Origin of the sequence: Bradyrhizobium australafricanum, from assembly GCF_020329495.1 — a bacterium.
Lineage (GTDB): Bacteria > Pseudomonadota > Alphaproteobacteria > Rhizobiales > Xanthobacteraceae > Bradyrhizobium > Bradyrhizobium australafricanum.
The window spans coordinates 42799-65641 of record NZ_JAGKJL010000050.1 but is presented as its reverse complement, the minus strand read 5'-3'; the positions used below and the strand labels follow the sequence as shown (position 1 = coordinate 65641).

28 protein-coding genes are annotated in these 22843 nt (G+C 65.8%); 8 read left to right on the top strand and 20 right to left on the bottom strand.

All coding sequences use genetic code 11. The features are described from left to right. Nucleotides 1-574: LysR family transcriptional regulator (locus J6525_RS33730; RefSeq protein WP_225647909.1), on the bottom strand; the 574-nt coding region annotated here is incomplete at its 3' end. Between the two features lie 252 nt (nt 575-826). Here J6525_RS33730 and J6525_RS33725 point away from each other — a divergent pair. Both J6525_RS33725 and J6525_RS33720 read left to right on the top strand, forming a co-directional pair. Then, nucleotides 827-2140, top strand: a complete 1314-nt coding sequence (locus tag J6525_RS33725; RefSeq protein WP_225647908.1) for an MFS transporter — start codon at nt 827-829, stop codon at nt 2138-2140. 20 nt (nt 2141-2160) lie between these two features. After that, nucleotides 2161-3234 carry a tartrate dehydrogenase gene (locus J6525_RS33720; RefSeq protein WP_225647907.1) on the top strand — a complete coding sequence of 358 codons (1074 nt, stop codon included), beginning with the start codon at nt 2161-2163 and terminating at the stop codon, nt 3232-3234. Nucleotides 3235-3466: 232 nt separating this feature from the next. Here J6525_RS33720 and J6525_RS33715 read toward each other — a convergent pair whose 3' ends face one another. The 9 genes from J6525_RS33715 to J6525_RS33675 all read right to left on the bottom strand — a co-directional run bounded on the left by J6525_RS33715 (nt 3467) and on the right by J6525_RS33675 (nt 9329). Beyond that, the gene (locus J6525_RS33715; RefSeq protein WP_225647906.1) at nt 3467-4231 is read right to left on the bottom strand and encodes a serine acetyltransferase domain-containing protein; all 765 of its coding nucleotides are present in this window, start codon (nt 4229-4231) and stop codon (nt 3467-3469) included. Between the two features lie 153 nt (nt 4232-4384). Next, nucleotides 4385-4876 carry a DUF2852 domain-containing protein gene (locus tag J6525_RS33710; protein ID WP_076827785.1) on the bottom strand — a complete coding sequence of 164 codons (492 nt, stop codon included), beginning with the start codon at nt 4874-4876 and terminating at the stop codon, nt 4385-4387. A gap of 130 nt (nt 4877-5006) precedes the next feature. Next, complete coding sequence (locus J6525_RS33705; RefSeq protein WP_225647905.1) at nt 5007-5708, bottom strand: TetR/AcrR family transcriptional regulator; 702 nt, start codon at nt 5706-5708, stop codon at nt 5007-5009. 122 nt (nt 5709-5830) lie between these two features. Further along, entirely contained in the window at nt 5831-6361 is a 531-nt protein-coding gene (locus J6525_RS33700) for a dihydrofolate reductase family protein (protein ID WP_225647904.1), read from the bottom strand. A gap of 194 nt (nt 6362-6555) precedes the next feature. Further along, nucleotides 6556-6921, bottom strand: coding sequence for a YciI family protein (locus J6525_RS33695; RefSeq protein WP_028341377.1), 366 nt, complete (start codon nt 6919-6921; stop codon nt 6556-6558). An 87-nt stretch (nt 6922-7008) separates the two neighbouring features. Then, nucleotides 7009-7434, bottom strand: a complete 426-nt coding sequence (locus J6525_RS33690; RefSeq protein WP_092087574.1) for a YciI family protein — start codon at nt 7432-7434, stop codon at nt 7009-7011. 155 nt (nt 7435-7589) lie between these two features. Continuing rightward, complete coding sequence (locus J6525_RS33685) at nt 7590-8006, bottom strand: YciI family protein (RefSeq protein WP_225647903.1); 417 nt, start codon at nt 8004-8006, stop codon at nt 7590-7592. 134 nt (nt 8007-8140) lie between these two features. Further along, complete coding sequence (locus J6525_RS33680; protein ID WP_092087578.1) at nt 8141-8512, bottom strand: nuclear transport factor 2 family protein; 372 nt, start codon at nt 8510-8512, stop codon at nt 8141-8143. A 145-nt stretch (nt 8513-8657) separates the two neighbouring features. Beyond that, on the bottom strand, nt 8658-9329 hold the full coding sequence (locus tag J6525_RS33675; RefSeq protein WP_225647902.1) for a glutathione S-transferase family protein: 672 nt from the start codon (nt 9327-9329) through the stop codon (nt 8658-8660). Nucleotides 9330-9758: 429 nt separating this feature from the next. Here J6525_RS33675 and J6525_RS33670 point away from each other — a divergent pair, with 429 nt between their 5' ends. Continuing rightward, nucleotides 9759-10547 carry an SDR family NAD(P)-dependent oxidoreductase gene (locus J6525_RS33670; protein ID WP_225647901.1) on the top strand — a complete coding sequence of 263 codons (789 nt, stop codon included), beginning with the start codon at nt 9759-9761 and terminating at the stop codon, nt 10545-10547. A 156-nt stretch (nt 10548-10703) separates the two neighbouring features. On the opposite strand, the gene J6525_RS33665 is transcribed toward J6525_RS33670, so the two are convergent. Both J6525_RS33665 and cobS read right to left on the bottom strand, forming a co-directional pair. Then, nucleotides 10704-11270, bottom strand: a complete 567-nt coding sequence (locus J6525_RS33665; protein ID WP_225647900.1) for a histidine phosphatase family protein — start codon at nt 11268-11270, stop codon at nt 10704-10706. 70 nt (nt 11271-11340) lie between these two features. Next, on the bottom strand, nt 11341-12093 hold the full coding sequence (cobS, locus tag J6525_RS33660; protein WP_225647899.1) for an adenosylcobinamide-GDP ribazoletransferase: 753 nt from the start codon (nt 12091-12093) through the stop codon (nt 11341-11343). A gap of 177 nt (nt 12094-12270) precedes the next feature. Here cobS and cobT point away from each other — a divergent pair, with 177 nt between their 5' ends. From cobT to J6525_RS33645, 3 genes are all read left to right on the top strand, one after another. Next, entirely contained in the window at nt 12271-13284 is a 1014-nt protein-coding gene (cobT, locus tag J6525_RS33655; RefSeq protein ID WP_225647898.1) for a nicotinate-nucleotide--dimethylbenzimidazole phosphoribosyltransferase, read from the top strand. 178 nt (nt 13285-13462) lie between these two features. Beyond that, nucleotides 13463-13753, top strand: coding sequence for a hypothetical protein (locus tag J6525_RS33650; protein ID WP_016842535.1), 291 nt, complete (start codon nt 13463-13465; stop codon nt 13751-13753). Nucleotides 13754-13866: 113 nt separating this feature from the next. Beyond that, nucleotides 13867-14289 (top strand): S49 family peptidase domain-containing protein, encoded by a 423-nt coding sequence (locus J6525_RS33645; protein WP_057016263.1) that lies wholly within the window; start codon nt 13867-13869, stop codon nt 14287-14289. 278 nt (nt 14290-14567) lie between these two features. Here the strand turns inward: J6525_RS33645 and J6525_RS33640 are convergent, their stop codons facing one another. From J6525_RS33640 to J6525_RS33620, 5 genes are all read right to left on the bottom strand, one after another. Then, nucleotides 14568-14978: a VOC family protein gene (locus J6525_RS33640; protein WP_225647897.1), complete on the bottom strand. Its 411-nt coding sequence runs from the start codon at nt 14976-14978 to the stop codon at nt 14568-14570. A gap of 118 nt (nt 14979-15096) precedes the next feature. Next, the gene (locus J6525_RS33635) at nt 15097-15633 is read right to left on the bottom strand and encodes an SRPBCC family protein (protein ID WP_225647896.1); all 537 of its coding nucleotides are present in this window, start codon (nt 15631-15633) and stop codon (nt 15097-15099) included. Between the two features lie 33 nt (nt 15634-15666). Continuing rightward, nucleotides 15667-16077 carry a DoxX family protein gene (locus tag J6525_RS33630; RefSeq protein ID WP_051002956.1) on the bottom strand — a complete coding sequence of 137 codons (411 nt, stop codon included), beginning with the start codon at nt 16075-16077 and terminating at the stop codon, nt 15667-15669. Nucleotides 16078-16572: 495 nt separating this feature from the next. After that, nucleotides 16573-17850 (bottom strand): RNA polymerase sigma factor, encoded by a 1278-nt coding sequence (locus tag J6525_RS33625; RefSeq protein WP_225647895.1) that lies wholly within the window; start codon nt 17848-17850, stop codon nt 16573-16575. Beyond that, nucleotides 17847-18215: a YciI family protein gene (locus J6525_RS33620; RefSeq protein WP_028332829.1), complete on the bottom strand. Its 369-nt coding sequence runs from the start codon at nt 18213-18215 to the stop codon at nt 17847-17849. Before J6525_RS33620 ends, J6525_RS33625 begins: the two co-directional genes overlap by 4 nt. Before the next feature lie 511 nt (nt 18216-18726). Between J6525_RS33620 and J6525_RS33615 the strand changes: the two genes are divergently transcribed. Beyond that, nucleotides 18727-19692 (top strand): 2-hydroxyacid dehydrogenase, encoded by a 966-nt coding sequence (locus tag J6525_RS33615; RefSeq protein WP_225647894.1) that lies wholly within the window; start codon nt 18727-18729, stop codon nt 19690-19692. A gap of 229 nt (nt 19693-19921) precedes the next feature. On the opposite strand, the gene J6525_RS33610 is transcribed toward J6525_RS33615, so the two are convergent. Then, nucleotides 19922-20575, bottom strand: coding sequence for a dihydrofolate reductase family protein (locus J6525_RS33610; protein ID WP_225647893.1), 654 nt, complete (start codon nt 20573-20575; stop codon nt 19922-19924). A gap of 90 nt (nt 20576-20665) precedes the next feature. Further along, the gene (locus J6525_RS33605) at nt 20666-21325 is read right to left on the bottom strand and encodes a TetR/AcrR family transcriptional regulator (RefSeq protein WP_225647892.1); all 660 of its coding nucleotides are present in this window, start codon (nt 21323-21325) and stop codon (nt 20666-20668) included. A gap of 93 nt (nt 21326-21418) precedes the next feature. Here J6525_RS33605 and J6525_RS33600 point away from each other — a divergent pair, with 93 nt between their 5' ends. Beyond that, nucleotides 21419-22063: a glutathione binding-like protein gene (locus tag J6525_RS33600; protein WP_225647891.1), complete on the top strand. Its 645-nt coding sequence runs from the start codon at nt 21419-21421 to the stop codon at nt 22061-22063. Nucleotides 22064-22247: 184 nt separating this feature from the next. On the opposite strand, the gene tolA is transcribed toward J6525_RS33600, so the two are convergent. Beyond that, nucleotides 22248-22724, bottom strand: coding sequence for a cell envelope integrity protein TolA (gene tolA / locus J6525_RS47990; RefSeq protein ID WP_092087599.1), 477 nt, complete (start codon nt 22722-22724; stop codon nt 22248-22250). Between the last annotated feature and the right edge of the window lie 119 nt (nt 22725-22843).

Below are 22843 nucleotides of genomic sequence, written 5' to 3'. Positions count from 1 at the left end.
GCTGATCCGCGATGTCGGGCAGCACGATCTGCTTGCGCCGCGCCAGCGCGTGCTTGTGCGACAGCGCCACCACGGCGGTCTCCTGCAACAGCGGGACAAACTCGATACGGCGGTCGGGCCGCTCCGGCGGGCGCACGAAGGCGAGGTCGAGCGCGCCAGACAGCAGCTTCGGCAGCAGGCGGATGGTCTTCTCCTCGAGCAGTTGCACGGCAACATCAGGATGGGCGGCGCGGAGGTCGCGCAGCAGCGGCGGCAGCAGGCCGGCCGCGGCGCTGTCGATCGCGCCGATCCGGAAGCGGCGCGCCTGTGGCTTGCGCAGCCGACGGCGAAAGCCGTTCTCGATCGCCTCAGCGCGGCCGAGCAGCGCGCGGCCCTCGCGCAGCAGCACAGCGCCGTCCTCGGTCAGCGACACCGCGCGCGTGGTGCGCGCGAACAGCCGCACCCCGAGATCCTCCTCCAGCAGCTTGATGTGGCGGCCGAGCGCCGACGGCATCATCTGCAGGCGCTGCGCCGCGCGGCCGAAATGCAGTTCCTCGGCAGCCGCGACGAAGCAACGAAGCTGGTGCAGTTCCAAGACGTCGCTTCCTTATGCCCTGCGTTCGTCATGGCCGGGCTTGTCCCGGCCATCCCCGTCTTTCTTTGCCGCCAAGACGTGGATGCCCCGCACAAGGCCGGGCATGACGCCAAGTGAGACCGGGTCCGATTATATCATTTTTTTGTATAAACCGGCGTGGGTTGAAGCGAAAGGGCGCGAGCTTCTAGGCTTTCCGATGGCGCGCGACAGGCGCCGTCCCAACAAACAAGACGAACCCGGGGGAAGAAGCCCATGGAAAGCGAGCTTGGCGCGCGCGTATTGCGCAAGATCTCACTGCGCATCGTGCCGTTCATCATGCTGCTGTACTTCGTGGCCTTCATCGACCGCGTCAATATCGGCTTCGCCTCGCTGACCATGAATAAGGACATCGGCTTGTCGCCGACCGTCTATGGCTTCGGCGCCGGTATCTTCTTCTGGGGCTACTTCCTGTTCGAGGTGCCCTCCAACATCATCCTGCACAAGATCGGCGCGCGGATCTGGATCGCGCGGGTAATGATCACCTGGGGCCTGGTCTCGGCGGCGATGGCGCTGGTGCAGGGTGCGACCAGCTTCTACGTGCTGCGCTTCCTGCTCGGCGCCGCCGAAGCCGGCTTCTTCCCCGGCATCATCCTCTATCTGTCCTACTGGTTCCCGGCGCGGCAGCGCGCCGCCGTCACCGCGCTGTTCATGGCGGCGGCGCCGCTCTCGACCGTGCTCGGCTCGCCGCTCTCCGGCGCACTGCTGGAGATGGACGGAATGCTCGGCTTCAAGGGCTGGCAATGGCTGTTCGTGCTGGAGGCCGTGCCCGCCGTGCTGCTGGGCTTCGTCGTGCTGGGCTTCCTGACCGACCGGCCGGGGCAGGCCAGATGGCTGGCCGACGACGAGCGCGCCTGGCTGGTCAAGACCATGAAGGCCGAGAACGACGGCAAGGCCACGACCGCAAGCCACAGCATCTGGCGCGGCCTCGCCGACCCGCGGGTGCTGGCGCTGGCGCTGGTCTATTTCGGCACCTCGGCCGGGCTCTACACACTTGGGGTGTGGGCGCCGCAGATCATCAAGGCGTTCGGCCTGTCGTCGATCCAGGTCGGCTTCCTCAACGCGGTACCGGCGACGGTTGCCGTCATCGCGATGGTGTTGTGGGCGCGGCATTCCGACCGCACCGGCGAGCGCACCTGGCACGTCGTGCTGGCCTGCCTGATGGCCGCGGCGGGACTTGCGCTCGCCGGGCTGTGGACCGGCCTTGCCGCCGTGATCGCGGCGCTGACCCTGGTCAATATCGGCATCTCCTCGTCGAAGCCGCCGCTATGGAGCATGCCGACCATGTTTCTGTCCGGCTCGGCCGCTGCGGCCGGGATCGCCACCATCAACTCGATCGGCAATCTCGGCGGCTTCGTCGGGCCGGCGATGATCGGCTGGATCAAGGAACGCACCGGCAGTTTCGACGGCGGTCTTTATTTCGTCGCCGGCCTCCTGGTGCTCTCGGCCGTACTCACGCTGCTGCTGTCGCGTGCGCAGAGCGCGCCCGCGCAAACCGAACCGCAACCCAATCCCGTGCGAACCCGCTAACCATCGATCGGAGAGATCCCATGCGTATCCATTCCATCGCCGCCATTCCCGCCGACGGCATCGGCCCCGAAGTGATCTCCGCGGGCGTCCGCGTGCTGGAGGCGCTGGCGAAGCGCAGCGGCGACATCAGCTTCAACGTCAAGACTTTCGACTGGGGCTCGGACTATTACAAGAAGCACGGCGTGATGATGCCGGCCGACGGGCTCGCGGAGCTGAAGAACTTCGACGCGATCTATTTCGGCGCGGTCGGCGCGCCCGATGTGCCCGACCACATCACTCTGTGGGGCCTTCGGCTGCCGATCTGCCAGGGCTTTGACCAATACGCCAATGTGCGGCCGACCAAGATCCTGCCCGGCGTCGCGTCGCCGCTGCGTAATGTCGGCGTCGGCGATCTCGACTGGGTGATCGTGCGCGAGAATTCCGAAGGCGAATATGCCGGCATGGGCGGCCGCGCACACAAGGGCCTGCCGGAAGAGGTCGGCACCGAAGTCGCTGTCTTCACCCGGGTCGGCGTGACACGGATCATGCGCTATGCGTTCCAGCTCGCGCAGTCACGGCCGCGCAAATTCCTCACCGTGGTGACCAAGTCGAACGCGCAGCGCCACGGCATGGTGATGTGGGACGAGATCGCCGCCGAAGTGGCGAAGGACTTCCCCGACGTCACCTGGGACAAGATGCTGGTCGACGCCATGACGGTGCGCATGACGCTCAATCCGAAGAGCCTCGACACCATCGTCGCGACCAATCTGCATGCCGATATCCTCTCCGACCTCGCCGGCGCGCTGGCCGGCAGCCTCGGCGTGGCGCCGACCGGCAACATCGACCCGCAGCGCCGCTATCCCTCGATGTTCGAGCCGATCCACGGCTCGGCCTTCGACATCACCGGCAAGGGTATCGCCAACCCGGTCGCGACCTTCTGGACCGGTGCGCAGATGCTGGAGCATCTCGGCGAGAAGGACGCCGCGGCGCGCCTGATGGCCGCGGTCGAGAAGGTGTGCGCGGCCGGCGTGCTGACGCCCGACGTCGGCGGCAAGGCGACGACCAGGGAAGTGACCGACGCGGTGATCGACGCGATCCATGGATCGAATGTGTGAGGGGGCGGTCGCTTCGCATCATGCAGTGAGGCGAGCACGCTAGTAGGGCTCCCTCCCCCCTTGCGGGGGAGGGTTGGGGAGAGGGGCGCACTTGCTCCGCATCCAGTTAGAGCGGCGACACCTGCTGCGCGCTGATGCAACAGCATCATCCAATCTCTGACACCACGCCCGGGGCCACCCCTCTCCCCAACCCTCTCCCGCAAGGGGAGAGGAGCCTGAGAGGGTGCTCACCTCACGAAAACGTCCCCGCCTCCGCGCAATTGGTCAGCCGCGCCGGAACGCCGACGGCGGTGCAGCCGGCGGGCACATCCGTCGTCACCAGCGCGCCGGCGCCGATCCTGGCGAAATCGCCGATGGAGAGATGTCCGATCACCGTGGCACCGGCGCTGAGCAGCACGCCGTGGCCGATCTTCGGCGCGCGGCGCGGATCATCCTGATGCCGCGCGATGGTGACGTTCTGCAAAATCGTGACCTCGTCACCGACCGAGGCCAGCGCGCCGATGATGATGCCGGTGCCGTGATCGAGGAAAACAGCGGTTCCGATCCGGGCCGACGGGTGAATGCTGATCTGCAACTGGTCCGCCGTCGCGCTTTGCATCATGAGCGCAAGGTCGGGGCGGTCCTCGCGCCACAGCCAGTTCGACACCCGCCAGGCCTGCAGCGCGACGAAACCCTTGAAGTTGAGCAGCGGCGGCAGGAAGCCCGTGATCGCGGGATCGCGGCGCACGATGGCCGTGAGATCGGTGGCCGCGGCATCGACCAGCACGGGCTCGGCCGCATAGGCTTCGCGGGCGGTCCGCGCGAACTGCGCGCGATCCTCATCCGCGCGGCTGATATGCCGGCCGATCAGAAAAGCGAGCGCACCGCCGAGGTCGCCCTGATCGAGAATGAAGGCGGCCGACGCCTCGAGGAACGGATCGGCCGCGATCGCCGCCTCCGCCTCGCGCCGGATCGCAAGCCACAGCTCGCCGGCCGTCACTGTCGCTGATCCCGCCATGGTCTTCACCTCATCGTCCGGATCCCAAACGATAGAGTGGGCGTCACCATCCTAAAATGCAAACCGCCCGCTTGCTCATCGCAAACGGGCGGCTCAGGGCCATCAGGTTCTATGGGGGCACATCGCCTGAAGGCTAGCGCTTGCCTCGCGCGATCAGCTCTGCGGCGGCTGGTCGGTCGGCGGGGTCGGACGGGTCTTGTGCTGCGCCATGAAGGCGTCGAACTCTTCCTTGTCCTTGGCGTGACGCAGGCGATCGAGGAAGTTCTTGAACTCGACCTGCTCCTCCTCGAGACGGCGCAGCGTATCCTGGCGGTACTCGTCGAAGGCGCGGTTGCCGCTGGAGGGCGGACCGAAGCCGCCGAACGGGAAGCCGCGGCGCTCCATGCGGCTCTTCATCCGCTCCATCTTGTCCTGCATCCGCTCCATCTTGTTCTGCCAGCGATCCATATCGTTGTGACTCCAACAGGCCATCTTTCTGCTCCCGAGTGTGAAAAAGAGAAGGGCGAGGCCGATCGGCCACCAGATCATGAAGCCAAGGATGATCCCGGCGATCTTCAGGGGATGCCACGGCGTCGCGTAGAAGTAGGGACGGTAGGGCTCTTCGACGGGGCCGCGCCAGCGATTGACATCAGCGGTGTAGGCCATTTCCTTCTCCATCACGGCATCACGCCGTTGTGAATGTAAATAACATTTACATAGGTAGCCGATCCCTCGGGAAAGTCAAGCAGCGCGGGTGACGCACCCCTCGGATTATTTTTGGCTTGGCCGTTGAACCTTATTTCGCCTTGCCCCACGGACCGGCGGGCTTGTCGTCGGCGGCCGCGGTTCCAGGCCGGCGGTCGGTCGGGAAGCCGAGGCCGCGCAGATAGATCAGCACTTCGGCCTCGAGCAGATCCTCCGGCGACATCGGCAGCTTGCGCCGCGCGGCATCGCCGCGGCCGAACAGCGAAGCGACGCCGTGCGACATCGCCCAGATGTGCAGCGCCATCATCATCGCCGGCGGACGCGGCATGCCGGGCGGCGCCAGTGCCGCGAGCCGTTCGGCAGCGGCGCGGATGATCGCGAAGGCGCGCTCGCTTGCGGCCATCAAGGTCGGATTGGAATCGACCGGCAGGCCGGATTCGAACATCGCCGAATAGAACGCGGGCTCCTCGCGGGCGAAGGCGAGATAGGCCTTGCCGACCCGCTCGAACGCCGTGACGGTGTCGGGGCGGCCGTCGTCCCAGGCCTGCGTCAACAGCGATTCGAACTGCTCGAAACCGCGCTGCGCGATGCTGGCGATCAACTCGTCGCGGTCGCGGAAGTGGCGGTACGGCGCGGCCGGGCTGACGCCGGCCATCCGCGCGGCATCGGCGAAGGTGAAGCCGGCCGGCCCCTTCTTCGAGATCAGGTCGAGTGCGGCCTGCAGCAACGCCTCTTTGAGATTGCCGTGATGATAACCGCGCTCGGCGCGGCCTTGGTCCTTGCGCCAGCTCATGTGAACGGCTTTTACATGAGCTGGCGGTAAAGGTCACTAGCGGGGCGGCGGCGCGTCAATCAAGATTAACGGACCAGTCAGTCGGGGGGCTTCCGCGCAACGCCGTCAGGCACGTTGCATGACTAGGCGGGGACGTAGGTCAACCTGATCGTGTTTTCGCCTATCCGGTCGCTTGCCACCAGGCGGAGCGGCGCGCGGGGCCCGACGAAGAATGGCTTGCCGCGCCCGAGCACGATGGGCCGGAGGTACAGTCGATACTCGTCAATCAGGCCAAGCTCGGTCAGACTCCCCGCCAGGTCCGGCCCGGCGACTTCGATCTCCCCGTCGAGCCGGGCCTTCAGCCCGCGCACCGCCGCCTCAACGTCCCCCTCGACCAGTGTCGCGTTGGCTCCGACGGATTTCAGCGAGCGCGACACGCCCCACTTTGGCCGTCTCCGCCACACTGCCGCATAGTCGCGCTCCTCTGCATCCCAATCAGGAAGGTCGTCGTCCCAATAGCGCATCACCTCGTACATGCGGCGGCCGTACAACATGCCGGCCACGCTGCGCACCTGCTCGATGAAATGACGAAAGAGCCCGGTGTCCGGCACCATCGCCTGATGATCGACATAGCCGTCGAGCGACTGGTTCAGTCCGAAGACAAGCTTCGCCATGGCGCAAAACCTCCACTCCATGGCTTTCAGATTTGCTCGGGCCGGCGTGACCTGGACACGAAGTCGGCCACTGGCGAGCGGAGGCCCTCTCCGCGAGTTACACGGTGGAGAGGGCCTCCATCCGCCGCGCTGCGCGCGACGACCTCCCCCGCGAGCGGGAGAGGTTCAGGGAGCCCATGGCCCAAAACGATTGCCTATCGGCCCGGGATCGGCAGCACCGGCATGATCTCCACGGCTTCGCCCGGGAAGATCGAAAAATGCGGGTGGTTCTCGAACAGCTTTGCCGCTGCCTCATGCGAGGGCGCGCGCACCACGGTGAAGCCGGTCATCAGATTGGCGATGTCGGTGACGCCGCCCTGCCCGACCTTCTTGGTCTTGCCGAGTGGTCCGCCCATCTCGACGATCACGTCATGATGCTTCTCGACCCAGGCGCCCCAGGCCGCCATGCCCTGCTGCTCCTTGGCGCGGCGTTCGGCCTCGGGCAGCGCGTTCCAGGCTGCCATCCGCGAGCCGGTGCTGCCGCCGCCGAGATAGACCGCGAGAAAGGTGTTGGTGCTCATCTTGCGTCTCCATTGTGGTCGTTGCTGGTGGACGATGGTTCGGTAATGCGATGACGCTTTGAAGCGGCATCGCTTCTCGGTGAAGGTTCAGCGCAGCGCCTTGCCCCAGCCGCCCTGCGGATGCTCGAAGGTCGCGGCGGCCTGCTGCACCTCTTCGGAGAAATCTGCCATCTCCTGCACCTGGCGGATCTCGATCATCTCGTTCGCGGTGGCCGGGCACTTGCTGGCCCATTCGATTGCCTCGGCGCGCGAGGCGACCTCGATCATCCAGAAGCCGCCGATCACTTCCTTGGCCTCGGTGAACGGGCCGTCGATCACGACCGGCACGCCGGTGTCGAACTTGACGCGCGCGCCGGCAGCCGGCGGATGCAGGCCTTCCAGCGTGATCAGCACGCCGGCGTCCTTCAGCGCCTGATTGTACCGCATCATCGCGGCGACCCGTTCGGGGTCGAGCTCGAGCTTGGCCGGCGCGGACTCGTAGCCGAGCGGGATCATCAGCATCATGAAACGCATTGGTCGGATTTCCTTGCCTGTTGAATCACTCGCAATCTTCACCCTCGTCATGCCGGGAAGCCCCACGCGGCGCCGGCCCGGAATCCACGACTTGCGACGATGATCATGTATTCCGGGCGCATCGCCGGCGCGATATCGCGGAATGACGTCGGGTGTCATTTCTTGCCCACCTGCGCGCGCAGGCGCTCTCCCCGCTCGCGCAGCTCGGGCGTCAGCGCCTCGCCGAAATCCTCCGCGGCAAACACCTGGCGGATTTCGATCTCGGAGCCGCCGTCGAACGGCGCGCGCTTCATCCAGTCGATCGCTTCGTCGAGCGACTTGGTCTCGATCAGCCAGAAGCCGGCGACCAGATCGCTGCTCAGGCCGAACGGGCCGCGCGACACCGTGCTCTGCCCGCCGGCATATTTGACGCGGGCACCCTTGCTGGTCGGATTCAGCCCCTCGCCGGCCTGCATCACGCCGGCCTTGACCATCTCCTCGTTGAACTTGCCCATCGCCGCGAGCAGCTCGGTGCTCGGCATCACGCCGGCCTCGGTGTCCCTGTTCGCCTTCACGATCACCATGAACTTCATTGTCCTGCTCCGTTGTCTTGTTCAGCTGCCTTGCCGGTATCTCCGGTGCTCGTCTCAAGGACGACGCGGGGCTTGCCACGCCGACAGGCCAAGCGAAATTATTTCGGAGGTCATTGCATCGCGCGCCACAGCCCTCAGCGGTCCTGCCTGACAAGTTCGCCGTCCTGGTGCGACGGGCCGAAATAGACGTCGATGCGCGACACCTTGTCGCCGTCGAACACGAAGAACTCGGTGTTGCGAAAGCTCTTGCCGTCGCGGGCGACGCAGCGATAGGTGACGAAGGCTTCGACGCCGTCGACCATGATGCGCTCGATCTCGTGGCGGCCGATCCAGCCGGAGTCGCGCCAGCACTGGGCGAAATAGGTCGGCTTGTCGATGTTCTCGCCATAGGGCGTCGAGAAGCGAAAATCCTCCGCGAACGCCGCCTCGACGCTCGCGCGGTCATTGGCGAGGTAGGCGGCGAAGAGGGAGCGGATGATCTCCGCCCTGTTGCCAGCTGCAGCCATGTCGTCTCCCACACGTATTGCCCGGGCCTCCGGAGCGACCAGCGCTCCGGAAACCCGGGCCACAGGGAGATGACGAACGGGGCGGCGCGAAAGCGACATCCCGCCACGATTTATTTTTTGGAACCGGGTCGGAGGCCGGCTGGCGTCAAGTTTCCCGCGGGAACATGCCGAAATAGGGCTCGGCCTCCTTCAGCACGCGCGCGAAGGATGGCCGCGCCGTCAGCCGCTCGAGATAGGCGGCCAGATGCCGATGGCCATCTCCGAACGGCTCGACCTTGTTGCCGTAGAACATCGTCGGCGCGGCGGCGCAATCGGCCAACGAGAAATGCTCGCCCATCATCCAGCCGCCACGCGCGCGTTGCTGATTCAAGATCAGTTGCTGATCCAGGATCGCATAGGAGGTGCGGAGTTGCGCCCGCGCCTCGGCGACGCCATGCGGATCCTTGCTGTCCGCAGGCCGCAGCCGGTCGCCGACGACCTTCTGCATCGGCAGGTGGACATAGAGATCGAGGAAACGATCACGCAGCCGGGTCTGCAGCGCGAGGTCCGGATCCTCGGGGATCAGCCTGACGGCACCGGGATAATGCCGGTCGAGATATTCGATGACGATGCTCGATTCCGGCACCGTCTCGCCCCGCGTCTCGTCGCGGAGCACGGGAAAGCGGCCGATCGGCGACAGCGCGAGCAGCGCCGCGCGCTCGGCGGGATCGCCGAGATTGACCATGTTCGGCGTGAACGGCGTGCCGTTCTCGTAGAGCGCAATCAGCGCCTTCCAGCAGAACGAGGACAGCGGGTGGTAATGCAGGGTAAGCGACATCGGAACTCCATCATGGAATGAGTGACCGGAGGACGAGGCCGGGACCGCCCTTCCGACATCTCGTGCGGCAATTTTTTTCGTATGGATACTTTTCGTATGGATACTTATTGCGGTCGGCGGGCGTGGAGACCCAAGCATCGAACGCGACGCACATTCATCGAGGACGCGAGACGCGCCTTGTTCCCATGCTGAAAGAGTATAGAACGGCCGTCGCACCCACGTCATTGCGAGCCAAACGGGTCGCGCGAAAGCGCGCCCGATGACAGGCTCCGCGAAGCAATCCACCTCACCATACGGGAAGAATGGATTGCTTCGTCGCTATCGCTCCTCGCAATGACGGCCGAGCCAGTTGAGCGCCTCTCAGGTTGACATCACCAGGTAAAGGTCGCAGACGGTCGGGACTTCCTGCCCGAACCGATGGACCATCCGATGAATTCCGCTTCCCCCAAAGTCGCACTCGTGACCGGCGCCGCGCGTGGCATCGGGCTTGCCGCGGCGAAACGCTTTCTCGCCGACGGCTGGCGCGTCGCGCTGCTCGACATCGAGGGTGAATTGCTGCGCGCGGCGGTCGCGGCGCTGAAGCAACCCGACGACACGCTGGCGCTGACCTGCGACGCATCGGACGCCGCCGGCGTGGCAGCCGCGATCTCTGCGATCACGGACCGGTTCGGCCGGCTCGACGCGCTGGTCAACAATGCCGGCATTGCCGTGTTCACGCCGGTGCTGGAGACCTCGGAGGCCGACTGGAGCCGGATCATGGCGGTCAACCTCACCGGCCCGTTCCTGTGCACCAAGGCGGCCGCGCCTGTGATGCGCGAGCATGGCGGCGGTGCGATCGTCAACATCACCTCGATCTCGGCGGTGCGCGCCTCGACGCTGCGCTCGGCCTACGGCACCAGCAAGGCCGGCCTTGCGCATCTCACCAAGCAGCTCGCGGTCGAGCTCGCCTCGCTTGGCATCCGCGTCAACGGCGTCGCGCCCGGGCCGGTCGAGACCGCGATGGCCAAGGCCGTCCACACGCCGGAGATCCGCGCCGACTATCACGACGCCATCCCGCTCAACCGCTATGGGCTGGAGGAGGAGCTGGCGGAAGCGATCTTCTTCCTGTGCTCGGATCGCGCCAGCTACATCACCGGCCAGATCCTCGCCGTCGACGGCGGCTTCGACGCCGCCGGCATCGGCCTGCCGACCCTGCGCGGCGCGCGACGGAATGGGTAGACTCAGCGATACACTCACTCCATCTCCGTCATCCTGAGGCGGCCGCGAAGCGGCCGTCTCGAAGGATGGACGGCCCCGCTGGTGGCCGTCGACCCTTCGAGACGCGCTACGCGCTCCTCAGGGTGACGGAATTGCTAGTGCCGCTGAGTGGCTAAATTAGCGCTCGTTCACCGCGACCACGCGCCAGGCATTCGGCAGCCGGTCGATCCGCGTCAATGACAGCGGATCGATGACGAAGCGCAGCGCGAGCTCCGGCGCAAGCTCGAGCGCGATCGCAAGGATCGCGCGGATGGTGCCTGAATGCACGACCAGGACGACGTCGCCTGCCGGCAGGCGCGCCAGCCCTGCCCGCGCCCGCACGATCTGATCGGCAAAGCTTTCGCCGTCCGGCGGCCGGTTGTTGCCCGGCGATTGCCAGAACGCGCGATAGGCTGCGCCGAGCTCGGCTTCGATCTCGCTATGGCGCCGGCCGGTCCAATCGCCAAAATCCTGCTCGCGAAAGGCGTCGTCCTCCGCTGCCGTCAGGCCGAGCTTTGCTGCGGTCTCGCGAGTGCGCCGCGCCGGACTGCAGACCGCAAGAGCGTAAGCCGGCAGCCTCACCTGCAACGACGCGAATGCCGCGGCATCGCTGAGGTCGGCGGGCGCATCCGGCGCGTGGATCACGCCGCGCGGACCGTCCACCGGCGCATGACGGATTAGCCAGAGACGCGTTTCGCGATCCATGTTCCGCCCACGCTTTCATTTTGACGCGTTCTCTTCACGCGAACCGGTATCCACTTCGCTCGAAAACGCCCTAACCTAACCGCGCCGCAAGCAACACCAGAATCGCGGTCTCCGCGACCTGCTCGGCGCCGCCGAGCACATCGCCGGTCTGGCCGCCGATCTGCCGCTTTGCCGCGAGCACCATGACCAGTGCGCTCGCACCGGCCGCGATCGCCGCCAGCAGCGCGCTGCCGAACGGCAAGGCGAGGATTGCGATCAGCAGCGCGATGCCGGCCGCGACCACGGCAATGGTCCCATCAGGCCTTCCGGCATTGGCGGCGAGCCCGTCCTTGCGCGCGTAAGGCTGGCTGATCGCGATCCATGGCAGCACGCCGCGGCCCAGCGCGTGCGCAGATATCAGGCTCTGCACCACAAATCCGTTCGGAAGTGCAGCCAGCGCCGCGAGCTTGGCGGCAAAGCTCACCACCAGCGCCAGCGCGCCATAGGTGCCGAGCCGGCTGTCGCGCATGATCTCGAGCTTGGCCGCGACATCGCGGCCGCCGCCGAACCCGTCGGCGACATCGGCGAGCCCGTCCTCATGCAGCGCGCCGGTGAGCAGCGCACCGCCGCCGAGCGCGAGCGCCGCGGCGGCGAGATCCGGCACACCGATCGCCCGCAGCAGCAGGCAAAACAGGCCGATCGCCGCCCCGATGGCGGCCCCGACCAGGGGAAACAGCCGCTGCGCCCGCGCAAAGCTCTCCGGCCGCGCGCCGTCCGGATGCGGCATCGGCAGGCGGGTCAGGAAGGCGGTCGCGGTCCGGAGATCGTCGAGCCATTGATTCATGGTGAAGGCCTGGAAATTGGGCTAAAGCGCGACGAGACCGGGCTCGATCTCATCGCGCTTTAGCTTCCTGTTAGGGCATGATCTCCGCGCAAATGCTACGCATTTGTCGCGAGGAAAACCGCTTCACACTTTTCCGGATCATGCATTAGCTTGCGGCCCGCTCGACGAGGGAATCGCATGCAGTTCAGTACTCTAGACGACATCCGCGGCTTTTGTCGCGACCTGCCGCAGGGCGACGAGGCCAGTGCCGCGGCCGCCACGCAGCGCCAGCAGAACCTGACCAAGCCGCCGGGAAGCCTCGGCCGCCTGGAGGAGGTTGCGATCTGGCTGGCGCGCTGGCAGCGGCGTGAGATGCCCCGGCTCGACCACGTCACGATCGCCGTGTTCGCCGGCAATCACGGCATCGCCGAGCGCGGCGTTTCAGCCTATCCCTCCGAGGTCACCGCGCAGATGGTGGCGAACTTCGCCGCCGGCGGCGCTGCGATCAACCAGATCGCCAGGCTTACCGGCGCCGAGCTGCGCGTCGAGCCGCTCGAGCTGGCGCGCCCGACCCGCGATTTCACGACCGGACCGGCGATGGACGCCGCCGATTTCCTCGTCGCGCTCGATACCGGCTGGCGCACGGTGCCCGAGCAATGCGATTTGCTCGTGGTCGGCGAGATGGGCATCGCCAACACCACGGTCGCCGCGACGCTGTGCGCCGCCTTGATGGGCGGGCGCGGCGTACGCTGGGCCGGCCGCGGCACCGGCGTCGACGATGCCGGGCTGATACGCAAGCGCACCACGATCGATGCGGCGCTCAAGCTGCATCGCGGCGTGATCGACGATCCGCTCGTCACCGCGATGTCGCTCGGCGGACGCGAGCTCGCGGCGATCGCGGGGGCCGTGCTGGCAGCGCGCGCACGCTGCATTCCGGTGCTGCTCGACGGCTTCGTCGCGACAGCGGCGGTGCTGCCGCTGGCGCGGCTTGCGCCCGATAGCCTCGCGCATTGCCGCGCCGGACATGTGTCGGCCGAGCTTGGCCACCGCGAATTGCTGCGCGAGCTCGAGCTCGCCCCCTTGCTCGACCTTAACATGCGGCTCGGCGAAGGCTCCGGCGCGGGGGTTGCGATCCTTTTGTTGCGGGCGGCGCTCGCCTGTCATGGCGGCATGGCGACCTTTGCCGAGGCCGGCGTCTCCGGCGCTGACTGAGGCTCCCGGGAGAGCCGGAGGGTTCCCTCAAAAAAGCCGGTGCATAGCGTCGGCGCGGGTCGACAATCCTCGCGTGTGCAGCATGACCTCTGCGCGCTGGAGGCCTAACCTTCGCGGCGGTGGGACGCCGGCCGGCGTCTCAGCCGTGCTGAACCAGATACCGGGGAGAAATCACCTCATGTCGGGCGTTCTCATCAATCTGATCATTCAGGTCATCAGCGGAGCCGTCGGCGGCAATGTCGCGGCGGGAGCGGCCAAGAACATCGATCTCGGCACGCTCGGTAACACCATCGCAGGCGCCATCGGCGGCGGCGCGGGCGGACAGCTTCTGGGCATGCTGATCCCGCTGCTCGCCAATTCCGGCGCGACGCCTGACATCGGCAGCATCATCGGCCAGGTCGCCGGCGGCGGCGTTGCCGGCGCCGTGCTCACTGCGATCGTGGGGGCGCTCAAGAACCGCGCGGCCTGAGCCACCTGCTGTCGCGAACGGGACATCGGTCTTGACGATGCCCCATTCCGGCGCGAGCCTTCCGGCTTCAGATGCGGCGGCACCTCGATCGCATCGTGGCAGGGATTGCGCGCATGAAAATACTTGTCGCGGCGGCAGCTCTCTGCGCAACGGTTAGCTGCGCGCAAGCTGATGTTCGTATTCTCGCCAGCCCCGGCGGGCAGGTCGGCCCGTTCATCGAGCTGTTCGACAAGGTGCGCGAATCGGGCGAGCGCGTCGTGATCGACGGGCCCTGCCTGTCGGCCTGCACCCTGGTGCTCTCGATGGTCCCGGGCGACCGCATCTGCGTGACGCGGCGCGCCGTGCTCGGCTTCCACGCCGCGCGCTCGATCGACCAGCGCGGCCGCACCTATGCCGAGCCGGAAGCGTCCGTCGCGGTGCTGCAAGCCTATCCGGCGCCGGTGCGCGGCTGGATCGCCCGCCGCGGCGGCCTGACTTCGCGCCTGCTATTGCTGCGCGGCCGCGAGCTCGCGGCGATCTATCCGCGGTGCAGGTGAGATTTGCAGCTTGTAAAGTGTCGTAGCCCGGATGAAGCGAAGCGCAATCCGGGGGACTGCCGGCGCGGATTGGGTGCCCCGGATTTCGCTGCGCTCCATCCGGGCTACGGCTCCCATCCCGTCATCCTGAGGTGCGAGCCTTGCGGTGCACTTGCACCGCTGGGCGAGCCTCGAAGGATGCACGGCCACCAGCCGGGCCGTCGTGCTTCGAGACGGCCGCTACGCGGCCTCCTCAGCATGACGGGTAGGGAATGAGCTCGGCGGAATAAGCCGCCAGCCTACATCCCCTGCGGGCAGTTCACCATCCAGGGGATGCCGAACTGATCGATGCACATGCCGAAGCCGTTGGAGAAGAAGGTCTTGCCGAACGGCATCGTCACCGTGCCGCCCTCTGACAGCGCCTTGAAGCGGCGTTCGGCCTCCGCGGGATCCTCGACCTGCAACGCGACGTGGAAGCCCTGCGGCTTCTGGAAGTGGCCGGGCGGGGCGTCGGAGACCATGATGATCTCGCCGTCGATCGTGAGGCGGGCGTGCATGATCTTGTCCTTCCAGCCGGGCGGCGTCTGCATCTCCGCACTGCCCTCGCCGTAGGGGAAGGTTTCCTCGATCCGCGCGCCGAGAACCTTCTCGTAGAATTTCAGCGCGGCGCCGCAATTGCCGTCGTAGGAGAGATAGGGGTTGACCTGCATCGCATGCTCCCTTGGGTCATTCGAGCCTCGTCCCGAGGGTGTCGGAACGAGGGCTCCGGATTGTCATCTTGACGCGTTTTCTTGACACGAACCGGTAACCACCTCGTTCGAAAACGCGCTACTTTTCAGTCAGTTTCTTCAGATTGGCGAGACCGACCTCGAAATCCCTGCCGATCATGCGATCCAGGTTCATGAACACCTGCATCACCTTCGACATGAAGACGGCCGGACCATACATGGTCCATGTGACGCTGGTCGCATCTCCCTGCGGCAGCATTGTGAACTCGGCGGTGTTGTGGCCTTCGAACGGCTTGATGAAGTCGAGCTTGATGACGATCTTCGACGGCGCGGAGGATTGCAGGATCTCCATGCGGCCGGCGCCGACATTCTTGTTGCCGTCCCAGGCATAGGCCGCACCCTGCCCGCGCCCGGCGCCGCTGTAGATGCGCTTCATGGCCGGATCCCGGTTCTCGTAGGGCGACCAGAGCGTCCACTGATGGAAATCGTCGATCAATGGAAATATCCGCTCGGCCGGCGCGTTGATGCTGATCGCACGCGTGACGCGGAGCGTGCCCGGCTTGGTTACCGCGAGGATGAGGATGACGGCGATCGCGACGCCGAGGACAATCGCGATGATGGCAATCATCTCCAACATGATAGTCTCCACAAGGATGAATTGAACAATATCTCACCGGCGAAATGGAAGCATTGCGCGCAGATTGCCGTCGCGCAGATAGAGCCCGCCCCACAGCATCAGGCCGAGATAGAGCCCGAACAGCGTGTGGGTGAACAGCGGGCTGCCGATCCGCACATGCGATGCGATCGCGCCGCCGAGATAGCCGGTGAGCAGGATGGCGCCGAGGATCGAGGTCGGCGGCACCGAGTAGAGCAGCGTGCAAACGATGGTGATGATGCCGAGGCTACGCGCCAGCGCATCGCTCGCGCCGAAGCCCATCCTGTCCATGGTCTCGGTGACGACCGACAACGGCACCAGCTTGATCGCACCGTCGAACAGCAGGAACAAGACGACCACGCCGCTCATGACGCGGCCGGTGATGCGGGCGGGCTTTGAGACTTCGGTGTCGACGATCGTCGGCATGACAGGCTCCGTAACGCTTGGTGATGCACTCTGCCTTCATGACGAACGGCGGAGTACGCGGCCGACAAGGCGGGCGAAGATTTTTTCGGAAGTCAGGCAGAGTCGATTGAGAGCTGCGACAAGCTCCCTCTCCCTAACCAAGACGTGGATGCCCGGCACAAGGCCGGGCATGACGAGTTTGTGGAGCTATCGAGCCCATATGCGATTGCCCTGCACTCGCGGGGGAGGCGCGTTGCCAAAATATCGAAAACAACCCCATGCAAAGTAGCCGGCGGTGGCCGGCGTCCGACCGGGCTACTTGACACGTCGGGCAACTCAGGGATAATTTTCCAATATTCCGAAATCACCCAGACGCACGCTCGCCCCCGGCGGGCATATGGCATTCGCGCGCTTCTGCAAGCGACGTTTCCACGTCGTCATGGCCGACAGCCATATGCGATAGCCCTGCGCTGCGGGGGAGGTGCAGCGAGTATGCCGGTGCGCTGTTGCTGACCGCTACTTCGCCTTCGCGTTGCGCGGCTGGCTGTCGCGCATCAGGCGGTCGATATGCATGCGGATGTGGGCGGCTTCGGCGGTGGTGTTGGCAAGCGCGATGGCGCGGTCGAAGGCGATGCGGGCCTCCTCGTTGCGGCCGAGCTGCATCAGGAAGGCGCCGCGCACGCCGAAATAGTGGAAGTAGTTGGCAAGCCGCGGCGCCAAGGGCTCGATCATCTCGAGCGCGGCTTCCGGCCCCTTTACCTTGGAGACCGCAACGGCGCGGTTGAGCGTGATCACCGGCGACGGCTGCATGACCTCGAGCGCGCCGTACAGCAGATCGATCTGGGTCCAGTCGGTATCCTCGGGCTTTTCCGCACGGGCGTGCAGCGCTGCGATCGCCGCCTGCACCTGATACGGCCCACTGCGGCGGTGGCGCATCGCCTTGTCGATCAGCGCGAGGCCCTCGGCAATCTGCTTCTGATTCCACAGGCTGCGGTCCTGGTCGTCGAGCAAGATCACCTGGCCATCGGCATCGAAGCGCGCCTCGGCGCGGGCATGCTGCAGCAACAACAACGCCGTCAGCCCCATGATCTCCGGCTCGCTCTGGAACAGCCGCAGCAGCAGGCGGGCGAGACGAATCGCCTCCTCGCACAGCGGCGCGCGGATTTCGGCGGTGTCGCCGCTCGCCGAATAGCCCTCGTTGAAGATCAGATAGATCATCGCCGCGACCGAGGCGAGCCGCTCGCTGCGCTCGACCGCGCCAGGCGTCTCGAACGGCACGTCGGCATCGGCGACGCGCGCCTTGGCCCGCGTAATGCGCTGCTCCATCGCGGCTTCCGAGACCAGGAAGGCGCGCGCGATCTGCTTCACCGTAAGACCTGAGACGATGCGCAGCGCGAGCGCGATCTGCTGCGTCGCCGGCAGATCCTTGTGACAGCAGATGAACAGCAGCCGCAGGATGTCGTCGCGGTAATGCGAGCCGTCGAGCCGCTCGGCGATCTCGTCCTCGGCGTCGTCGAGGTCGGAGATCGCCTGGTCGTCCTCGGGCAGCGGCTGCTGCTTCTTGTTGCGGCGGACCTCGTCGATCGCGACGTTGCGGCCGACCATGATCAGCCACGCCGCGGGATCGCGCGGCGGGCCGTTCTGCGGCCAGCTCTTGAGCGCCCGCAGGCAGGCGTTCTGGAACGCCTCCTCGGCGGTGTCGAGATTGCGGAAGTAGCGCAGCAATGCGCCGACCGCCTGGGGACGCGCGGACGTCAACGCAGCATCGATCCAGGCGGTGTCGGTCACGCTCACGCCTTGGTACCTCCCTGATTGAAGTAGCCGACCGGGCGGATCTCATAGGTGCCGCCGGGATTGGCCTCGCCGAGGTCGCGCGCGATATCGAGCACCTCGTCGAGGTTCTTGCCCTCGACCAGATAGAAGCCGAGCAGCTGCTCCTTGGTTTCGGCGAACGGGCCGTCCAGCACCAGCGGCGGGTTTTCCTTGCGCAGCGTGGTCGCCGCGGTGGTCGGCAACAACCGCGCCACCGGGCCGAGCTTGCCCTGCTTGGCGAGCTTGTCCTGCACGACGGACAGTTTCTGCATGACGGAGGCGTCGTGTTCCTTGCTCCAGGAACCGACCATGTCTTCGTCATGATAGCAGAGGATGGCGTACAGCATCGAAAAGGCATCTCCGTTCATTGCAAGAACGAACGATTATGCCCGCTGCCGACAGGGGGCGCGAAAGAAATTTAGGTTCCGGATGCCGACGGTGGATTTTGATCGGGACTTCATGGCGAGCTTCGACGGACGGGACGTTTGTCGCGGCGACGATGTACGTGCGCTTACCAATAGACGCCGGAGCGCCTTGGCTCCATCGCTCTCACGATGGCGGACGTGGCTCCTCGTCACCGGACGAGACGCCTGCCGCCGCGGAGACTCCTCGGGTTGAGCCTGGGCCCGCGATGGGGCCGGCTGGGCCTCGCTGTGCGTTGGAGCAACGCCCGGTTGAGCCTGAGCCGGCGTGTCAGTGTTTGCGAGCACAGGCGTGAATCGTGGCGCCGGCGGCGCGGATGAAAGCCGACACCAGGATCAGTTTGCGCATGGAAGTTCTCCCCTGTTGATGGCAGGAGATGAGAGCGGGCCGGACCCGCTTTGTGACACACATCACATAGACGTTGGAGGTATCGGGATGGGTAAGGGCGCGCTCGCGCTGCTGATCAATGGCGGCTCGGAAAACTGGTCGTCGGCGCGCTGGAAGGCGCGGTTCGACGCGATCTGCCCGGACCGCCGCGTGGTGCTGCTGCCGGATGGCGCGCTCGATCCCGCCGAGGTGCACTATGCGGCGGTGTGGAAGCCGAAGCCGGGCGAGCTCGCGGCATTCAAGAACCTGCGCGTCATCTTCAATCTCGGCGCCGGGGTCGACGCGCTGATGGCTGATCGCTCGCTGCCCGACGTGCCGCTGGTGCGGGTTTCGGTCTCCGATCTCACCGACCGCATGACCGAATATGTCGTGCTGCACGTGCTGATGCATCACCGCCAGGAGCTCTATTTGCGCGAGTCGCAGCGGGTGAAGCGCTGGGCGCCGGACTATCAGTGGGCGGCGAGCGCGATCACCGTCGGCGTCATGGGGCTCGGTGCGCTCGGCGCCGCCTCGGCGCAGGCACTGCGCGCGCTCGGCTTTCGCGTCGTCGGCTGGAGCCGCAGCGAGAAGCGGATCGACGGCATCGCCTGCTACCACGGCGCGGACGGGCTCGACGCATTCCTGCGCGAGACCAACATCCTGGTCTGCCTGCTGCCGCTGACGCCGGATACAAGGCACGTGCTCAACCGCGATGCGTTCGCGAAGCTGAACGGCAGTAGCCCGCTCGGCGCGCCCGTCATCATCAATGCCGGCCGCGGCGGCTTGCAGAACGAGGCCGACATCCTGCGCGCGCTCGATGACGGCACGCTGGGCGCCGCCTCGCTCGACGTCTTCGAGACCGAGCCGCTGCCCGAGGCGAGTCCGTTCTGGAGCCACCCGAAGGTGGTGCTGACGCCGCACAACGCCGCCGACACCGACGCGGACGAGATCTCGAAATATGTCGCGCAGCAGATCGCGCGCTTCGAGGCCGGCGGCGCGCTGGACAATCTCGTCGATCGCAAGCGGGGGTATTGACGCCAGCGCGTAGCCCGGATGCAGCGAAGCGAAATCCGGGGTTCTTTGCGCCGGACAAACCGCTCCCGGATTGCGCTGCGCTCCATCCGGGCTACGAAACCGGCGATTGCGGAATCACGCCTGAGCGTCATTGCGAGGAGCGAAGCGACGAAGCAATCCATCGTACCGCATACGCGGGGACATGGATTGCTTCGCTTCGCTCGCAATGACCGACAAGATGCACGGCTGACTAGGACGTCTTGCGCGCGAAGGTGACGTGGGTGGCGTTCGGGCTCGCGACATGCGAGACCACGCCATAGCCGAGCGCGAGCAGGTCGATGCCCGCGAACAAGCTCTCGCCGGCACCGAGCACGACCGGCGGCAGCACCAATTGCAGCTCGTCGAGCAAACGCGCCTGCAGGAATTGCCGCACCACCGACACGCCGCCGCCGACCCGGATGTCCTTGTCGCCGGCAACGGCGCGCGCCCGCTCCAGCGCAGCAAGCATGCCGTCGGTGACGAAATGAAACGTGGTGTCGTCCGCCATCGGAAGATCGGGCCGCGCATGATGCGTCAGCACAAAGACCGGCGTGTGGTACGGCGGATTATCGCCCCACCAGCCTTTCCAGGCATGATCCGGCCACGGCCCGCGGATCGGGCCGAACATGTTGCGGCCCAGGATCCAGGCGCCGATCCCCTCCATCGACTTCCGCGCGATCTCGTCGTCGAGACCGGTGGTGCCGCCATCCTGGCCGGTCATCGCGCGAAAGGTTCGCGTCTCGAAGAACCAGGCTGCGGGCAGCGCCAGGCCGCCGACGCCGAACGGATGTTCGAGGCTCTGATTCAGCGCCGCGCCAAATCCGTCGATCGAGACCGTGAATACTGAAGTCCTGACTTTTCCCATGATGTTCCGCTTCCGTGAGTGGGGAGACCTTACGGAAGACGGGCGGGAAAGCCAGCGCCCGACATTTGCCCGGTAAGAAAATTTGGACGGCTATTTCGCCCCGCACAGCACGTCGATCGCACCCTTCACGATCGCCTCGAGCTCCTTGCGCGGCACGCGGGCACGGGCGCGGATCGCGATGGTGTGGATGGTGGCGGAGGCGAGATGCGCCAGCGACGCCGGATCGGTCCCCTCAGGCAGTTCGCCGCGCTCCTTGGCATGGCGGAAGCAGATGCCGAACGCCTTGTCGAGCTCGGTCAGGCCCTCGACCACCATGGTGCGGATGTCCGGATCCGACACCGCCTCCGACGCAGCCGTCATCACGGTGAAGCAACCGCGCGGGCCGGACTCGCCGGAGAGATAGATGTCGAGCGCGATGCGATAGATGCGCTCGAGTCGCTCGCGCAGCGGAGCGTCGGCGCGGAAGATGTCGACCATCGCGGCGCGCGCGTCGTCGCGATAGCGCTGGTAGCTCTTGATGTAGAGCTCGCGCTTGTCGCCGAACGCGCCATAGAGGCTCGGCCGGTTCATGCCGGTCGCAGCGCTCAGATCATCGAGCGAGGTCGCGGCAAAGCCGTCGCGCCGGAACAGATCCAGCGCCTTGCCGAGTGCGACATCGGGCTCATAGGCGCGCGGCCGCCCGCGGCGCTTCGGGGCGACTGGCGCCACGATTTTGGCAGCAGTCGGCGGCTTCTTACTTTTTTGTACCATCTCGCATTTAATTCCTTGACGCCACCAATATTATCCAAGACAGTACAAAAATCAACAACGGCCGGACACCCGCGCCAGACACTGGAGGCACCCATGGACCTTTATTTCTCGCCCCTCGCCTGCTCGATGGCGACCCGCGTCGCGCTCTATGAAGCGGGCCAGCCGGCCAACTATCTCGAGGTCGACCCGAAGACCAAGGCCGTGCGCAACGACGGCTCCGACTTCAACAAGGTCAACCCGCTCGGCCTGGTGCCGACGCTGCGCACCGACGACGGCATCGTGCTGACCGAAAACGCCGCGATCCTCCAATATGTCGCCGACCAGTTTCCGCGCGCCGGCATCGGCACGGCGTCGAACGCCGAGCGTTCAAAACTGCATCAGTGGCTGTGCTTCATCGGCACCGAGCTGCACAAGGGCCTGTTCCTGCCGCTGCTCGACAAGAAGGCGCCGCCGGAAGCCAAGACCTATGCGCTGGAGAAATACGTCTCGCGGCTCGACTATCTCGAGGACCACCTGAAGGGCCGCGACTATCTGCTCGATCATTTCAGCGTCGCCGACGCCTATCTCGTCACCGTGATCAACTGGACCATGGCGACGCCGCCGATCGAGCTCACGAAATGGCCGGCGCTGAAGGCCTATTACGAACGCCTGCGCGCCCGTCCCTCGGTTGCGAAGGCGATCGCCGAGGAGTTCGAGCTCTACAAGGCCGAGATCGCGCGGCATAAGGCTGCGGCGTAAGGTTTCTTACGACGGAGGCACTGTCTTCTCTCCCTCTCCCCGTTCTTACGGGGAGAGGGTTGGGGTGAGGGGCCGCTTCCGCGAGTTGCGAATGCGGTGAGACCTGTACCCCCTCACCCGGATCGCATCTTGCGATGCGATCCGACCTCTCCCCGCAAGCGGGGCGAGGTGAGGGGTGCCGCGGTCAGCATCCTCGGCAAATCGAAAGCTTGCGCTTATCGAGCTCCCCGGCTGCAGGCTTCCCCTTCCCGCCGGGAGGGGACGGCGTCTCTAGAAACACCGGCATGAAGTATTTCCATTCATCGTAGTATTCGGCCGGCAAGGAATATGGCTGGCATAGCGTGATCGCTTGCAGCGCGCTCTTGCGATAGGCTTGGGAGTAGTCTGACACGGCCGGACTGTTCTGCGACGACACCGACGGTTGCTCCGCCAGCGAGCCCTCGCGCGTCAGCCTGATCTCGAGAACCAACTTTATGTTCGCTGCCTCGTCCCCAACGGGGGCAGGTTTACGCCAACACTTGGTGACCTGAGAGCGAAACAGCGGCCCCCATTTTGCGGAATGGTCTGCGCTGCTCTGCGCAGCCGCGGGCTGGGCAAGGATGAGAGCAGTCGCGAGCAAGAGGCCTGCCAGCACTACGGCTGTAGAACGTTCAATTGGCATGTAATGGATCCGGCGGACGCGGTGAGGTTGCAATCGCCGACCAGCATAAATCAGCCCTCTTCGAGACGCGCAAACGTTTTCGATGAGTCCCCACAACGACCCGTAGCCCCGGATGGAGC

Bases quoted from the DNA above. Each gene is read 5' to 3' on its own strand.
- J6525_RS33725 (WP_225647908.1), top strand. From the start codon at position 827: ATGGAAAGCGAGCTTGGCGCGCGCGTATTGCGCAAGATCTCACTGCGC.
- J6525_RS33720 (WP_225647907.1), top strand. From the start codon at position 2,161: ATGCGTATCCATTCCATCGCCGCCATTCCCGCCGACGGCATCGGCCCC.
- J6525_RS33715 (WP_225647906.1), bottom strand. From the start codon at position 4,231: ATGGCGGGATCAGCGACAGTGACGGCCGGCGAGCTGTGGCTTGCGATC.
- J6525_RS33710 (WP_076827785.1), bottom strand. From the start codon at position 4,876: ATGGCCTACACCGCTGATGTCAATCGCTGGCGCGGCCCCGTCGAAGAG.
- J6525_RS33705 (WP_225647905.1), bottom strand. From the start codon at position 5,708: ATGAGCTGGCGCAAGGACCAAGGCCGCGCCGAGCGCGGTTATCATCAC.
- J6525_RS33700 (WP_225647904.1), bottom strand. From the start codon at position 6,361: ATGGCGAAGCTTGTCTTCGGACTGAACCAGTCGCTCGACGGCTATGTC.
- J6525_RS33695 (WP_028341377.1), bottom strand. From the start codon at position 6,921: ATGAGCACCAACACCTTTCTCGCGGTCTATCTCGGCGGCGGCAGCACC.
- J6525_RS33690 (WP_092087574.1), bottom strand. From the start codon at position 7,434: ATGCGTTTCATGATGCTGATGATCCCGCTCGGCTACGAGTCCGCGCCG.
- J6525_RS33685 (WP_225647903.1), bottom strand. From the start codon at position 8,006: ATGAAGTTCATGGTGATCGTGAAGGCGAACAGGGACACCGAGGCCGGC.
- J6525_RS33680 (WP_092087578.1), bottom strand. From the start codon at position 8,512: ATGGCTGCAGCTGGCAACAGGGCGGAGATCATCCGCTCCCTCTTCGCC.
- J6525_RS33675 (WP_225647902.1), bottom strand. From the start codon at position 9,329: ATGTCGCTTACCCTGCATTACCACCCGCTGTCCTCGTTCTGCTGGAAG.
- J6525_RS33670 (WP_225647901.1), top strand. From the start codon at position 9,759: ATGAATTCCGCTTCCCCCAAAGTCGCACTCGTGACCGGCGCCGCGCGT.
- J6525_RS33665 (WP_225647900.1), bottom strand. From the start codon at position 11,270: ATGGATCGCGAAACGCGTCTCTGGCTAATCCGTCATGCGCCGGTGGAC.
- cobS (WP_225647899.1), bottom strand. From the start codon at position 12,093: ATGAATCAATGGCTCGACGATCTCCGGACCGCGACCGCCTTCCTGACC.
- cobT (WP_225647898.1), top strand. From the start codon at position 12,271: ATGCAGTTCAGTACTCTAGACGACATCCGCGGCTTTTGTCGCGACCTG.
- J6525_RS33650 (WP_016842535.1), top strand. From the start codon at position 13,463: ATGTCGGGCGTTCTCATCAATCTGATCATTCAGGTCATCAGCGGAGCC.
- J6525_RS33645 (WP_057016263.1), top strand. From the start codon at position 13,867: ATGAAAATACTTGTCGCGGCGGCAGCTCTCTGCGCAACGGTTAGCTGC.
- J6525_RS33640 (WP_225647897.1), bottom strand. From the start codon at position 14,978: ATGCAGGTCAACCCCTATCTCTCCTACGACGGCAATTGCGGCGCCGCG.
- J6525_RS33635 (WP_225647896.1), bottom strand. From the start codon at position 15,633: ATGTTGGAGATGATTGCCATCATCGCGATTGTCCTCGGCGTCGCGATC.
- J6525_RS33630 (WP_051002956.1), bottom strand. From the start codon at position 16,077: ATGCCGACGATCGTCGACACCGAAGTCTCAAAGCCCGCCCGCATCACC.
- J6525_RS33620 (WP_028332829.1), bottom strand. From the start codon at position 18,215: ATGCTGTACGCCATCCTCTGCTATCATGACGAAGACATGGTCGGTTCC.
- J6525_RS33615 (WP_225647894.1), top strand. From the start codon at position 18,727: ATGGGTAAGGGCGCGCTCGCGCTGCTGATCAATGGCGGCTCGGAAAAC.
- J6525_RS33610 (WP_225647893.1), bottom strand. From the start codon at position 20,575: ATGGGAAAAGTCAGGACTTCAGTATTCACGGTCTCGATCGACGGATTT.
- J6525_RS33605 (WP_225647892.1), bottom strand. From the start codon at position 21,325: ATGGTACAAAAAAGTAAGAAGCCGCCGACTGCTGCCAAAATCGTGGCG.
- J6525_RS33600 (WP_225647891.1), top strand. From the start codon at position 21,419: ATGGACCTTTATTTCTCGCCCCTCGCCTGCTCGATGGCGACCCGCGTC.
- tolA (WP_092087599.1), bottom strand. From the start codon at position 22,724: ATGCCAATTGAACGTTCTACAGCCGTAGTGCTGGCAGGCCTCTTGCTC.